This is a genomic window from Cryobacterium sp. 10I5 (genome assembly GCF_035019865.1).
Taxonomy (GTDB): Bacteria; Actinomycetota; Actinomycetes; order Actinomycetales; family Microbacteriaceae; genus Cryobacterium; species Cryobacterium breve_A.
This window is the reverse complement of sequence record NZ_JASJVI010000036.1, coordinates 23,997-37,076: the sequence shown is the minus strand read 5'-3', so window position 1 is coordinate 37,076 and position 13,080 is coordinate 23,997. Positions and strand designations below refer to the sequence as shown.

The window sequence follows — 13,080 nt, the reverse complement described above, 5'->3', positions numbered from 1 at the left end:
CCCTCCACACGGCCCGCACGACGGCCCGCCCCCGGTCCCGCCACACCTGCGCAAGCACGAGGTCGACGGTCGCCCACACCCGCCGCACGACGGTCCGCATCCGCATCCGCACCCGCACGTGCCGGCCGGGTGACACGCCCGTAACACAGTGACGTTTATGTGACGATTCATCAGGTTTACTGGGTCTTCGTCCAACCCAGCCCTAGTCTGATCAGCAGCAGAACAACCTCGCAGGGAGTGTCGATCCGTCGACGTCTCCCCCGCGGGAGTGACGACCGGCTCGACGCCCGCAGTGGGCGTCGCTCACCACCGTCCGAACCAGTAGAACCACCAGGCACCGTTGCCGGCGCATGACGCAGGCCGGCGGTGTCGTGAACCAGGAACCAGTGCTGTGAACCAGAAACACGCGAACATGACCGATGACGAACTCCTGCTCGAGACGGACTACACGAGTTACGCCAACTCCTGCCGCGACCCGCACATCACAGCGACCCAGGACCTCGTCGAGTGCCGTCGCCAGAACGGCCACGACGACACCCACGCAACGCGCGCCGGCATCCGGGCCATCCGCTGGCACCCCGGGACCGAGAACCTGCCGCTCGCGGGCTGAGCCACGCCCGGCGGTAGCCGGACGGGCCTTCGCGCGTCAGGCCGTCACAGGTCAGGTCTGTGCGAAGGCCGTGGGTGTCGACCGCCCCCGTCCGCCGTGACGTGACAGGTCCTCACTCAATTCTCCCCGTTGCGGCGCGCCGAAACGGATGCCCGCCTTGTCGTGGCCATGCTGGGAGAGTCCCATGAAAATCGGTCGAGCCGCGGTTGCTGAGGCACGAACCACCGGACCCAGCAACTCTGTGATCCGATCGGACTCATGCGCGCCGTCGCTCCTCTCCTGATTCACCCTGCCCTGCTCCTCGTCACCCTCGCCCTCTCGACGGCGCTCGCGGTGTCTGTCGTGCCCGTCGCCGCGACCGCGCCGGTCGCGGAAGCCGGCCACGCCGCCTCCGGTCCGGGAGCCGTGGCGTCAACCCCTTTCGCCGGGCCCGACGGAAGGGCGGGCGAGGTGACCTCGTCTGCCGGACCGACGCCGGTCGCGGAGACTGCCGGCCCGGTCGGCGGAGCAGGGAGCCAGGCCCCGGCATCCGCCCCGAAGCCGATCGTCGCCGCGGACGGAGCGCCCGCCGGGCCCGGCGCCGGCCGACCGAGCGCCGCCCCGGCGGCGGGCCTCGGTGTGCAGCCGGGCGCCCTCGCTTCGACGGGAATACTCGGCGCGGCGACCGTGGCAACCGGGGGTGCGTCGAGCGGATCGGCCGACACGTTCGCGGGAGCGGCATTCGCCGACCGCAACGAGCAGCTCGTCGTCGTCGTCGTGCCGTCCGGCGCCGGCCAGACGGCCAGTCGGTACCCCCTGCACGCCAACATCGTCTCGACGACATTCTGGGTCGGTGAGATCTTCAACGCCAACCTCAGCGATGGCAGCCAGGTCTGCAGCACCTACGACGGGCAGTGGGCGTTTCACCACACCGGGATCACGACCGGGATCACTCCGGCCGCGGCGAGTGGTTGCGCGGGCAGCGCCTATGGCGGGTGCGACGGCGTGAGCTCCGGGACGGGCGCCGCCTTCCTCTGCGCGACCGAGGCCCGCACGTCGGCCAACGGGTTCCTGCCCACCCGTCAGCCGGCACCCCTGCAGAACGCCTTCTACCTCGACCTGCCCTTCGACGACGTCAACGACCCGACCGCATTCGCGGGGCGCTGCACCGTCGTGCCGTGGGCGGCGACCCTCGGCCTCAGCCACTGCGCCGACCCGGGGTTCTCCTACCTGAAGAACCGCTGGGTGCGCATCGTCGGCCCGAACGGGCACGTCTGCTACGGCCAGGTGGAAGACGCCGGGCCCTCGAGCGGAGCGCTGTACCACGACGCCGGGTACGTCTTCGGCACCACCAACGCGCGCCCGATCAACCTCAAGTTCAGCGGTGACAGCAGCCAGGGCGCCGGAATGGACGTCTCGCCCGCGCTCAACGGATGCCTGGGCTTCACCGACCTGGACGGCGACGCCGACCACGTCGACTGGTCATTCACCGAGCGCGCCGATGTCCCGCCCGGGCCCTGGCTCCGAACCGTGACGACGAGCCAGGTCTCCGGCTGAGGTTCCGCGCCGCGAGTCATCGATTCCGCCAGGCGGTCCCGGCGCACCGGCGACGCCGGGCGCGGCCGGTGATTCCCGGTGATTCCGGGGCGTCGGTGCACGGCCGACGAGGGCCTACCTGAGGGAGAATCACGCCTAAACGAGGGGTAATCACTCGCGCCCGTTAGGCTGGTCTGTGGCGCGGTCCAGTTGTTCCGGAGCGCACCAAAGCACGAAGAGCTGAGCTCGACGGAAAAAAGGCTGACCATGAAACACGAAGTATCCGTACCTCCTCGCATCCAGGCAACGATTCGTAGCAACGGAACCGGCGAATTGATCATCGACGGGGCGGGCCAGCAGGTGACGGCCCGCGACGAGGCCGGTGTTCGTGAAGAGATCATCAACCGCGTGACGGATGTCGCCCGCGAAATCGGTCGCCCGGTGCGACTGACCGCCGACGACGAGCAGGGCCAATGGCCCCTCGTCGTGCACCCGGACGGCGAAGTGGAGGCCGCGGGCGATTTCATTCCCGCCGCCGCACTGCCGAACCACGCGCTCGAAACCGAGGAACCCGCAGCGTCGCAGGGCAAGTCTGCCAAACGGGCCATGGCCCACACCGGCGACCACAACGCCCCGGCGGCCCTGGCGGAACCGATGGAACCGATCGATGCCCTCGAGGAACTGGCCGAGCTCGCAGCCCTGGGTGACCCCCTCGACGCCGTGGCGCAGACGTCCGTCGACGAGGCCGATGCCGAGTCGGCAGCGGAACACGGGGCCGAAGCCGATGCAGCCGATGCAGCCGATGCATCCAACGCCGCACGCGGCGCCACTGTCGATGTCGACGTCGATGACGATGCCGAAGCGGATGCCGGTGCCGACGCCGATGCGCCATCTCAGGCCGCCGAATCCGTGCCCGCAGGGCCCCGCCGGACGCCAGGACCGCCACCCGGACTCTTCGAGGACATCATCTTCGAACACGGCGATCTCGACGCCGACGAGGACGAGGACGAAATCGCGGCCGGCTCGGTATCCGAGTTCCGGTCCACGCCGGTCTCCGCCTCCTCCGCACTGCTCGTCCCGGCACCGCACACGACCCTGGTCGCCGCGGAAGACGGTCCCAACCTCGCCGACTTCATGAGCTCCCGCCCCGCGATCGTCGCAGGACCCGCCCTCCTCGGCTGGCAGGGCACCGTGCGCCGGGTCACCGGCGGACTCGTGAATCCGTCGCCGGGCCGCAGCGAACTCGCCCGCCGCGCCGCAATCGCGGCAGTGCAGCGCAGCCTCAGCGGTCCCCGCACAATCGTGGTGCTCAACCCCAAGGGCGGCGCGCACAAGACCACCGCGACGCTGCTGATCGCCGCGACGTTCGGCATCCACCGTGGCGGGTACACCCTCGCCTGGGACAACAACGAGACGATGGGCACCCTCGGCGTGCGGGCGCAGGGCGCCCAGCACACGAACACGGCCGTCGACCTGCTCCGCGACCTCGAGGACTTCGCGTACTCCACGTCGGCGAGGGTCGGCGACCTCGACAAGTACGTGCGCAACCAGGGCGACGCGCGCTTCGACGCACTCGCCTCCGACCTCGACCCGGCCGGCGCCGCGAGCATCGACGATGTCGCCTTCGGCAAGCTGCACGCCGCACTGAGCCGCTTCTACCGGATCCTGATCATCGACACCGGCAACAACATGCGCGCCTCGAACTGGGAGGCGGCCGTCGAGACCGCCGACCAGCTCGTCGTCGTCTCGACGATCCGTGAAGACACCGCGTACGGCGCGGCCTCGCTCCTCGACGGTCTGCGGCTCAAGGGGCACGGGGACAAGGTCGCCCAGGCCGTGACCGTGCTCGCATCCCCGGCGAAGACGGCCGACCGAGCCCTGTCCGCCCGGTTGCACGACCACTTCAGCCAGCTCACCCGCACCGTCGTCGACGTGCCATACGACCCGGCGCTCGTCGCCGGCGGCCCGCTCAACATCGACGCCCTCGCCCCGCGCACCCGTGAGGCCTGGCTCTACGCGACCGCTGCGATCGCCGAAGGCTTGTAGCCGGCGCCGGGCGCCCGGGGACGTGTACCTTCCCGTTCGCCTGCGTACGTCATAATGCACGGCGGGCGTGCCAATCGGGGCCGCCCGCCGACAAGAAGGTCCACCCGTGCGCAGCTACCCCGCCCTTATCTCCCTCGGAGCCTCCGCCGGTCTCGTCGCGGTCTGCGTTGTGCTGGCGCTCACCGGATGCAGCCCGGCAGCGACCCGGTCGCCCGCCGCCCCGGCCGGCTGCGCCCAGCCCGGGGCAGCCTCAGACGCCGTGGTCGCGCCGGGGGCCGTCGGCAGCGCGCCGGAGGTCACCTTCACCACGCCGCTGACCGCCGCAAACACCGAACGCACCGTCATGACCGTCGGCACCGGCGCCCCGGTGCAGACCGGCGACTACGTGGAACTCGGCGTCGCGTTCTACAACGGCAGGACCGGGGCGAAGATCGACGCCCGCGGATTCGGGCCCGGCACCTCGGGACTCGACACCGGAGCACCCGTCCGGGTGAACCTCGCCACCCCGGACGGGACCCTGCCCGCCATCCTCAAAGGCGTCACCTGTTCGACGGTCGGCTCCCGGGTCGCCGTCGTCGCGAGCCCGGTGGATGCCTGGGGAGCGCAGGAGAACATCGAGCTCGACCTCCACGCGAACGACAACGTCGTCGTCGTCGTGGACGTGCTGACGGCGGCGGCGACCGCCCCCGTCGCGACCGATGTCCCGGCGACTGGCGCTCCCGACACCAACGTCGGGTAGCGTCTTCCGTCGGGCTCCCTCGTGCGGCCATCCGCTACCGGATGCCCGCGGTCTGTCCTCCGCCGACCGGTCGGTTCAGGTTACTCATAGATGCATGGTCCATACTGACCGAGGCCCATCATCGAAGAGACCACTCTCGAAACAGAAAGATCAGCGTGCGCAAACTTCCTGCCCTTCTCACCGTCGCAACCGTCGCGGTGCTCGCCCTCACCGGCTGCAGCGGATCCCCGTCGTCGACACCGACGGCATCCGCCGCCGCCGCGTTGACCTGCACGGACCCCGGCACGAGCTCGGACGCCGTCAAGGTCGCCGGTGACGCCGGCGTCGAGCCCACCGTCACCTTCACGGCGCCGCTCGCGGCAACCGCGACCGAGCGCACCGTGATCACCAAGGGCGACGGCGACGCCGTCAACACCGGTGACGCCGTCGAGATCGCGTACACCGCGTACAACGCAACCTCGGGTGCCAAGCTCAACGCCGGCGGTTACGGCACCGCAGCCGGCCTCACCGTCACCGTCGCCGAGACCGGTTCCGTCATCCCCGGCATCCTCAAGGGCATCGCGTGCTCCAACATCGGCTCGCGCGTCGCCGTCGTCGTGCCGCCGGTCGACGCGTTCGGCACCACGGGCAACACGGACCTCAAGGTCGCCGCGACCGATAACATCATCTTCGTGATCGACGTGAAGGGCAAGGTGCCCACCCGCGCGAGCGGCGCCGACCAGGCCCCGCAGGACGGCTTCCCGACCGTCGCGCTCGCCGACGACGGCGCCCCGACGATCACCGTCCCGAAGAGCGACGCCCCGACCGAGCTCAAGACCGAGGTCCTCAAGAAGGGCGACGGCGCGACCGTCGCCGACGGCGCGACCGTGACCGTGCAGTACGCGGGTGTCGTGTGGGCCACCGGGAAGGTCTTCGACCAGAGCTGGGGCAAGGGCGGCCCGGCCACCTTCGCGACGGCCAACGTCGTCCCCGGCTTCGCCCAGGGCCTGGTCGGCCAGACCGTCGGTTCGCAGGTCGTCATCGTGATCCCGCCGGCGCTCGGCTACGGCGCAACCGGCAACACGACCGCGGGCATCTCGGCAACGGACACCCTTGTGTTCGTCGTCGACATCCTCGCGACCGCATAGTCGCGACACCGCTTAACCAGACACCCGCACCAGGCGGCGGCCCCCGGGCCGCCGCCGGAAGGCCCAGTTCCACCATGCAGCGCACGATGTTCAAGTCCAAGATCCACCGCGCCACCGTGACGCAGTCCGACCTGCACTACGTCGGTTCGCTGACGGTCGACGAGGACCTGATGGAAGCCGGCGACCTGCTCGTCGGTGAGCGCGTCAGCATCGTCGACGTGAACAACGGCAGCCGCTTCGAGACCTACCTCATCGCAGGCAAGCGCGGCAGCGGAGTCATCGGCCTGAACGGCGCCGCCGCCCGCCTCGGCATGCAGGGCGACCTCATCATCATCATCTCTTACGCGCAGATGAGCGACGAAGAAGCCCGCAGCTACGTCCCCGTCGTCGTGCACGTCGACGCGGACAACCACATCGTCGCGGTCGACGCAGACCCCTCAGGTGTACATGTCGCTGGCCTGAGCCGCCCGCCGCTCACGGCCTGACGTCGAGCGCTCCTCGAACCGGCCGGTCTTCTCGGTCAGCCTGATCCGGTAGAGAACCGGTGCCTGACCGGATGCGGCCACCCGGCCCGCCGACGGCGGCACCGGCTCAGACGCCGTCGTCCGGATCCCGTGGAACGTGCCGTCGGGACCCGAGACCGGCTGCGCCGTCGTCGACGTCACGTAGGGTGCGAGCCGGGCGAGCAGCTTGCGGAGGCCGTCGTCGGCATCCGCACCGTGCAGCTCCTCGAACTCACCCCAGGCGACGACGGTGCGCCAGTTGGCGAGGTCGTCGAGCTGCTCCACCTCGAAGCAGACGGCGGGGTTCGCCCGCATCATCTCGACTTTGGTGCCCGCTGCGCTGTGTGCGTACACGGTGTCGCCGTCGTAGGCGTAGGTGATCGGCACGATGTAGGTGCGGCCGTCGCTGTGGCAGCCGATCCGGCCGACCACACTGGTGTGCAGGACTGCGTCGATTTCACGAGCGTTCAATTCCCCGAGCATGACCCCAGCATGGACCCGCCCGGTGACGCGCACCAGTGCCAGGCTGGACTTCCCGCCGCCTGCGTGCTGCCGGCGTGCCGCCCGCCCGCGTGCCGACGACGTGGCGGTCGGCGGGGACGGTACCGCGAGGCGCCGGGCGCATGCCATCATCGTGGGATGGAACGTAACGCATCCGCTCGCCTCGCCCTCGATGTGCGGGCGCCCGCCCGGTTGATCCTCTCGATCGGCGTCGCCGACGACCCGGCCGTGTCGATCAAGGAGACCTTCACGGCCGTGCAGGACGGCACCCCGTTGGAGGCCCGGATCGTGTTCGACCAGCACGGCACCCGCCTGCATGTCGTCGAGGCACAGGCCGGCTCGGTCGACATCGACTACGCCGTCACCGCGACCGGGCAGGCGAGCGACGCCGGTTTTTCCGAGATCGACCTCGTGCGCTACCTGCGCCCGAGCCGGTACTGCGAATCCGACCGGCTCTGGGGCACGGCCGCCGCCGAATTCGCCGGGCTCTCCGGCACAGTCCTCATGAACGCCGTCGCCGCTTGGGTCGGCGCGAAGCTGCGCTACGAGCCCGGGTCGAGCCTGCCGACCGACGGCGCCGTGCGGACCCTGATCGACCGGCAGGGCGTGTGCCGGGACTTCGCGCACCTCGTCGTCGCGCTGCTCCGCGCGCGGGACGTGCCGGCGCGGGTCGTCTCCGTGTACGCGCCCGGGCTCTCGCCGATGGACTTCCACGCGGTGGCCGAGGTCTTCGTCGACGACGCCTGGCATGTCGTGGACGCCACCGGACTCGCCCCGCGGCAGACCCTTCTGCGTATCGCGACCGGCCGTGACGCCGCGGACACCGCCTTTCTCACCACGATCGGCGGCGCGGTGTTCCTCCGCGATCTCACCGTGACCGCGACTGTCGACACCCTGCCGCGCGACGACCGGTACTCCCTGGTGCGCCTGCACTGAGCGGATGCGCCCCGCGCCCATCCGTGGCCGCGCCTGTTTCGGCAGCCCGCGCCCACAAGCATCCGCCACCGCGCCGGTTTCGGCAGGCCGCGCCCACCGTTTCGGGAGCGCCCCGCGGTTTCGGTAGCGGCGGCGGGGTGGGCACAGCTCAGCCGGCCCGCCGCATCACTTGTCGGCGCCCTGATCGCGGGTGAGTTCGGCGACGCGGTCGACGATCCACGAGGCGAGGGTCGCGGTGACAACGCCGACGAGGGCGATCCCGCCGAGCATGAGGGCGACGGCGATCAGCCGGCCTTCGATCGTCACGGGGGTGAAGTCGCCGTAACCGACCGTCGCGATCGTGACAAAGGTCCACCAGAGCGCGTTGCCGAACGAGGTGATATTCGCGCCGGGAGCGCGCCGCTCGGCGTCGAGCACGGCAAGGGACGCGAGAAACACGAGCAGGACCGTCGCGGACGTGACGTAGATGCCGACCCGGGACCGCACCGCTGTCCCCGGCGAGCGGGGGAAGGCTGACAGGGCGGTCACGAGGCGGAGCAGGCGCAACGAACGCAGCACGGGCAGCACGACGACGAGCAGGTCGAAGAGGTGAGTGCGAAACCACAACCAGCGCTGGGGAGCGAGCACGAGATTCATCAGGTAGTCGAGGAGGAAGACCGACCAGGCTGCTTCGAGCACGAAGGTCAGGATGAGCCCGGGTTCGCCCTGCACATCGGCGAGGACCCTCCAGGCGTAGTCGACCAGGAAGATCATTGCCGCCCCGAGGAGCGGCCACTGCACGAGCTGCTGCCAGCGTTCTTGAGTCATGCCCACACTCTAGGAGGACCATCGCCCGCACGGCAGGGCCGGCCGCCGGCATCCGCTTGCGTGCTGTCGGGCGGCGGATGCCGGCGGCGCGCGACCGGGGTCAGCCGGCGGTTCCGGGCACGAGCAGTCCGCTCTCGTAGGCGATGACGACGAGTTGCGCCCGGTCGTGGGCGTAGAGCTTGGCCATGGTCCGGTTGATGTGGGTCTTCGCGGTCAGGGGCGAGATGAACAGGCCGGCGGCGATCTCCTCGTTCGACTGGCCGCGCGCGACGAGCGTGAGGACCTCCCGCTCGCGATCGGTCAGGTGCGCGAGGCTCGGCGGCACCGAGGCCGCGCGACCCGGGCCGGCCGGCAGCACGTAGCGGCGGATCAGGCTCTGCGTAGCGGTGGGGGAGAGCAGGGCGTCGCCCTGGTGGATCGTGCGGATCGCCCGCATCAGGTCGGCGGCCTCCGTGCCCTTGCCGACGAAGCCGCCGGCCCCGGCCCGGAGGGCCTGCACGACGTATTCGTCTTCCTCGAAGGTCGTCAGGATCAGGATGCGCACGGCCGAGAGCCCGGGATCCGCGCAGATCGCGCGGGTCGCCTCGATGCCGTCGAGCATGGGCATGCGGATGTCCATCAGCACGACATCGGGTAGCAGCAGCCGGGACTGGGCGAGCGCCTCGGCCCCGTCAGCGGCCTCACCGACGACCTCGAGGTCGGGCTCATGCCTGACCAGTTCGCGCACGGCCGTGCGGATCAGGGTCTGGTCGTCCGCGATCAGGACCCGGATCACGAGGCCGCTCCTGCTGCAGGGTCTGGAGCAGAGGTCGGGGCGGAGATGCGAGCAGGGGCCGGCGACTCGGCGGCCGGGACATCGGACGGGGCGTTCGCCCCGGCGCTCGCAATGGGCAGGATCACGGCGAGCCGGAACGTGTCCGGGGGACGCACGCCGAACTCCACTGTGCCGCCGATGGTGCCCGCGCGCTCGGCGACGCCGACGAGGCCATGGCCGGTCGGGGCATCCGCTGCCGGGTCGATCGCGTGGAAGGCGACCGGGTTCTCGACCTCGATGTCGACCGTGCCGCTGCCGTAGCTGATGCGGAGCTCTGCGGTGTGGCCGGCACCGTGCTTGTGCGCGTTGGTGAGGGCCTCCTGCACGATCCGGTAGGCGATGGTGTCGACGGGGGCGGGCAGCCGGGTACCCGCGCCGCGCACGCGCACGGTCACGGCGAGGCCGTCGCGGGCGAAGTCGGCCAGGAGCGCGTCGACCCGGCCGAGGCCGATCTCGGCGGCCGGGGGCCGGGGGCGACCGGCCGAGTCGTCCCTGAGCACCGCGAGCATTGTGCCGATCTCGCGCAACACCGCCTGGGCGGCCTGGCGGATCGTCGTGAGCGATTCCTGTGCGTCGGCGGGCCGGTCGGGGAGTGCCTGGGTGGCGACCCCGGCGTGCAGGTTGATCACGGCCATCTGGTGGGCGACGGCGTCGTGCAGTTCGCGGGCGATGCGCAGCCGGTCTTCGGCGACCCGGCGCAGAGCCTCCGACTCGCGGGTCTCCTCCGCGGTGCGGGCGCGTTCGGTGATCGCGGTGATGTACGCGCGGCGCGACCGCACGGCGTCACCGGTTGCGCCGGCGAACCCGATGATCGCCGCGTATTGCACGACGCGGGGGTCGAGCACGTCGGCCGGGGTGACGACCAGGCTCGTGATGACGAGGGCGAATGCGTTGAGCGACGTGGCCACGATGGTCGTGCGCCGGTCCGTGCGGACGGCGACGTTCCAGGCGGCGATCGCCGTGGGCATGATGAAGGCAGTCAGTGGCACACCGAGGCCTCCGGCGATCATGAACAGGGCGACGCACACCGCGAGAACCTGAAGGGGCCAGCGCCGCCGCACCAGTAGTACGGCCGCTGCGGCGACCGCGACGAGGGTGCCGGCGACGCTCGGCACGACCCGGAAGTTGCCGCCGAATGGCAGGAACGCGCCCGCGAGCACCAGCAGGGTGATCAGCGTGTCGGCGGCCCAGCGCGGCAGGTGCGCATGGCTGTACATCGAGGTCATCTCCCAAGGATGCCCCCTGCGCCGGGCTGCGGCATCCTCCCGGGGGACGAGAGGCCGTACCGCGCCTGCGGTACGGCAGGTTGCTGCCGCAGGAGGATGCCCGGCGAGACGGATGCCGCGACGCTGGAACAGTGCCGGCTCGCGGCATCCGCCACGCCCGACCCGGCGCACCCACGCAGCCACCCACGCAGCCACCCACGCAGCCCAAAGCGCTACAGCACACGGAGGAAATCACGATGTCCCACCCCATACTCGCCGCCTACGACCTGAAGAAGTCGTACGGTCGCGGCCCGAATCGATTCGACGCGCTCAAGGGGGTCACTCTGGAGATCTTCGCCGGCGAGTCCGTCGCCATCGTCGGCAAGAGCGGCTCGGGCAAGTCCACCCTGATGCACCTGCTCGCCCTGCTCGACAAGCCGAGCACGGGCAGCGTGGAGCTCGGCGGGAGCGACACCGCGACCCTGAAGGGCAAGCGGCTCAACGAGACACGCAACAAGACCTTCGGATTCGTTTTCCAGCAGTTCTTCCTCACGCCGGGGGCATCCGTGCTCGAGAACGTCGTGTTGCCGCTCAAGATCGCCGGCATCGGCTCACGGAGCCGGAAGCTGCGCGGCCACGCGGCGCTCGAACGCCTGGAGCTCGACGACAAGGCGAGGAGCAAGGCCAACGCGCTCTCCGGCGGCCAGAAGCAGCGGGCGGTGATCGCCCGCGCCCTCGTCAACGATCCGCGGATCATCTTCGCCGACGAACCCACCGGCAACCTCGACAGTGCCACCGGCGCGATCGTCGAGGACATCCTGTTCGGGCTCAACCGCGAGCAGGGCATCACCCTGATCATCGTGACCCACGACGAGGACCTCGCCGAACGCTGCGACCGCCGGGTGTACATTCGCGACGGCCTCGTCGTCTCCGAGGAAGCCCGGGTCGCAGCATGAGGGCCATCGACGTCGTCGGCTCGGCCATCGGCAACAGCTTCCGCAGCCGCCTCCGCACCACCCTCACCGTGCTCGCCATCTTCATCGGCGCGTTCACGCTCACCATCACCAACGGTCTCGGCACCGGGATCAACGCCTACATCACCGACACCGTCGCATCCATCGGCGCGAACGACGTGCTCACCGTGACGAAGGTGTCGCCGGATGCGACGACGACCGGCCCGCAGGAATACTCGGCCGACGAGATTACCAGCGGTGGGGGCGCGGCCGGGGGGGCCGCGGGGAGGACGACCGTCGCCGCGATCACCCCCGCGGACCTCACCACGATCGCCGCCATCGACGGGGTCACGTCCGTGGAACCGAGCCTCTCGGTCACCCCGGACTACGTGACGACGGGAAGCAGTAAGAAGTACCGGCTCGGGCTCGGCAGCTTCGTCACCGGGACGACGCTGCAGCTGTCCGCGGGCGCCCAGCTCGACCCGGCATCATCGGAGCGGCAGATCGCACTGCCGGTGTCGTTCGTCGCACCGCTCGGGTTCGCGAGCGACGCGGATGCGATCGGTGCCACCGTGCACATCGGCATCACGGACGCTGCGGGATCGTCGAGTGTCATCGACGCGACCGTGGCCGGGGTCTCGGAGGCCGGCCTCGGTGCGACGGGGAATGCGACCGCGAACACGGCGCTCACGACGGCGCTCTACGACGCGCAGAGTGTCGGGCGCAGCGCGACCGCGAAGGACAGCTACGCCCAGGCCGTCGTGCACTTCGACGCGAACGCCTCGGCGAGCGAGGTCACCGCACTTCAGGCCCGCTTCACCGACGCCGGCTTCAGTGCCAAGACGGTCGCCGACCAGATCGGCACCTTCAAGTCGGTGATCGACGCGATCGTGCTTGTGCTCAACGCCTTCGCCGTGATCGCCCTGCTCGCCGCGAGCTTCGGCATCGTCAACACGCTGCTGATGAGTGTGCAGGAGCGCACCAGGGAGATCGGCCTGATGAAGGCGATGGGCATGGGCGCCGGCCGGATCTTCGGCCTGTTCAGCATCGAGGCGGCGTTCATCGGTTTCCTCGGCAGCGCGATCGGCGCCGGCATCGCGATGATCGTCGGCACCGTCGTGAGCCGCGCGCTCTCGACCAGGCTGTTCGCCAACCTGCCCGGCCTGCACCTGATCTCCTTCACACCGGCATCGATCATCACGATCATCCTGATCGTGATGGGCATCGCGTTCCTCGCCGGCACCCTGCCGGCCTGGCGTGCCGCGCGGCAGGACCCGATCGAGTCGCTCCGCTACGAGTAGCGGTTGCGCGCTCGCCGCGCCGG

General features: G+C 70.3%; 13 protein-coding genes. 9 read left to right on the top strand and 4 right to left on the bottom strand.

Going from position 1 to position 13,080, the window contains the following annotated elements; genetic code table 11:
* Positions 1 to 391 precede the first annotated feature (391 nt).
* The 6 genes from QN350_RS10850 to panD all read left to right on the top strand — a co-directional run bounded on the left by QN350_RS10850 (position 392) and on the right by panD (position 6,522).
* Positions 392 to 610, top strand: a complete 219-nt coding sequence (locus QN350_RS10850) for a hypothetical protein (protein WP_323502614.1) — start codon at positions 392 to 394, stop codon at positions 608 to 610.
* A gap of 258 nt (positions 611 to 868) precedes the next feature.
* Positions 869 to 2,146 carry a hypothetical protein gene (locus tag QN350_RS10845; RefSeq protein WP_322138786.1) on the top strand — a complete coding sequence of 426 codons (1,278 nt, stop codon included), beginning with the start codon at positions 869 to 871 and terminating at the stop codon, positions 2,144 to 2,146.
* A 246-nt stretch (positions 2,147 to 2,392) separates the two neighbouring features.
* Positions 2,393 to 4,171: a chromosome partitioning protein gene (locus tag QN350_RS10840; protein WP_323516356.1), complete on the top strand. Its 1,779-nt coding sequence runs from the start codon at positions 2,393 to 2,395 to the stop codon at positions 4,169 to 4,171.
* A 106-nt stretch (positions 4,172 to 4,277) separates the two neighbouring features.
* Positions 4,278 to 4,910 (top strand): hypothetical protein, encoded by a 633-nt coding sequence (locus QN350_RS10835; protein WP_323502612.1) that lies wholly within the window; start codon positions 4,278 to 4,280, stop codon positions 4,908 to 4,910.
* A gap of 155 nt (positions 4,911 to 5,065) precedes the next feature.
* On the top strand, positions 5,066 to 6,037 hold the full coding sequence (locus QN350_RS10830) for an FKBP-type peptidyl-prolyl cis-trans isomerase (protein WP_281533878.1): 972 nt from the start codon (positions 5,066 to 5,068) through the stop codon (positions 6,035 to 6,037).
* Between the two features lie 74 nt (positions 6,038 to 6,111).
* Positions 6,112 to 6,522, top strand: a complete 411-nt coding sequence (gene panD / locus QN350_RS10825; RefSeq protein WP_323502610.1) for an aspartate 1-decarboxylase — start codon at positions 6,112 to 6,114, stop codon at positions 6,520 to 6,522.
* On the opposite strand, the gene QN350_RS10820 is transcribed toward panD, so the two are convergent.
* Positions 6,475 to 7,023 (bottom strand): pyridoxamine 5'-phosphate oxidase family protein, encoded by a 549-nt coding sequence (locus QN350_RS10820; protein WP_323502609.1) that lies wholly within the window; start codon positions 7,021 to 7,023, stop codon positions 6,475 to 6,477. The two genes, panD and QN350_RS10820, sit on opposite strands and share 48 nt — an antisense overlap.
* 156 nt (positions 7,024 to 7,179) lie before the next feature.
* On the opposite strand from QN350_RS10820, the gene QN350_RS10815 reads away from it, so the two are divergent.
* Positions 7,180 to 7,977: a transglutaminase family protein gene (locus tag QN350_RS10815; protein ID WP_322138791.1), complete on the top strand. Its 798-nt coding sequence runs from the start codon at positions 7,180 to 7,182 to the stop codon at positions 7,975 to 7,977.
* A gap of 165 nt (positions 7,978 to 8,142) precedes the next feature.
* Here QN350_RS10815 and QN350_RS10810 read toward each other — a convergent pair whose 3' ends face one another.
* The 3 genes from QN350_RS10810 to QN350_RS10800 all read right to left on the bottom strand — a co-directional run bounded on the left by QN350_RS10810 (position 8,143) and on the right by QN350_RS10800 (position 10,824).
* Complete coding sequence (locus QN350_RS10810; protein WP_322138792.1) at positions 8,143 to 8,784, bottom strand: potassium channel family protein; 642 nt, start codon at positions 8,782 to 8,784, stop codon at positions 8,143 to 8,145.
* 100 nt (positions 8,785 to 8,884) lie between these two features.
* On the bottom strand, positions 8,885 to 9,559 hold the full coding sequence (locus QN350_RS10805) for a response regulator transcription factor (protein WP_323502608.1): 675 nt from the start codon (positions 9,557 to 9,559) through the stop codon (positions 8,885 to 8,887).
* Positions 9,556 to 10,824 carry a sensor histidine kinase gene (locus tag QN350_RS10800; protein ID WP_323502607.1) on the bottom strand — a complete coding sequence of 423 codons (1,269 nt, stop codon included), beginning with the start codon at positions 10,822 to 10,824 and terminating at the stop codon, positions 9,556 to 9,558. Before QN350_RS10800 ends, QN350_RS10805 begins: the two co-directional genes overlap by 4 nt.
* Positions 10,825 to 11,060: 236 nt before the next feature.
* Here QN350_RS10800 and QN350_RS10795 point away from each other — a divergent pair, with 236 nt between their 5' ends.
* Together QN350_RS10795 and QN350_RS10790 are read left to right on the top strand one after the other, a co-directional pair.
* Positions 11,061 to 11,759, top strand: coding sequence for an ABC transporter ATP-binding protein (locus QN350_RS10795; RefSeq protein WP_323502606.1), 699 nt, complete (start codon positions 11,061 to 11,063; stop codon positions 11,757 to 11,759).
* Positions 11,756 to 13,057 (top strand): ABC transporter permease, encoded by a 1,302-nt coding sequence (locus QN350_RS10790; RefSeq protein ID WP_323502605.1) that lies wholly within the window; start codon positions 11,756 to 11,758, stop codon positions 13,055 to 13,057. The genes QN350_RS10795 and QN350_RS10790 overlap by 4 nt, the downstream gene beginning before the upstream one ends.
* Positions 13,058 to 13,080 lie beyond the last annotated feature (23 nt).

Excerpts from the sequence above, each read along its gene's own strand:
- QN350_RS10790 (WP_323502605.1), top strand. The coding sequence starts at position 11,756 with ATGAGGGCCATCGACGTCGTCGGCTCGGCCATCGGCAACAGCTTCCGC.
- QN350_RS10800 (WP_323502607.1), bottom strand. The coding sequence starts at position 10,824 with ATGACCTCGATGTACAGCCATGCGCACCTGCCGCGCTGGGCCGCCGAC.
- panD (WP_323502610.1), top strand. The coding sequence starts at position 6,112 with ATGCAGCGCACGATGTTCAAGTCCAAGATCCACCGCGCCACCGTGACG.
- QN350_RS10815 (WP_322138791.1), top strand. The coding sequence starts at position 7,180 with ATGGAACGTAACGCATCCGCTCGCCTCGCCCTCGATGTGCGGGCGCCC.
- QN350_RS10820 (WP_323502609.1), bottom strand. The coding sequence starts at position 7,023 with ATGCTCGGGGAATTGAACGCTCGTGAAATCGACGCAGTCCTGCACACC.
- QN350_RS10810 (WP_322138792.1), bottom strand. The coding sequence starts at position 8,784 with ATGACTCAAGAACGCTGGCAGCAGCTCGTGCAGTGGCCGCTCCTCGGG.
- QN350_RS10845 (WP_322138786.1), top strand. The coding sequence starts at position 869 with ATGCGCGCCGTCGCTCCTCTCCTGATTCACCCTGCCCTGCTCCTCGTC.
- QN350_RS10795 (WP_323502606.1), top strand. The coding sequence starts at position 11,061 with ATGTCCCACCCCATACTCGCCGCCTACGACCTGAAGAAGTCGTACGGT.
- QN350_RS10840 (WP_323516356.1), top strand. The coding sequence starts at position 2,393 with ATGAAACACGAAGTATCCGTACCTCCTCGCATCCAGGCAACGATTCGT.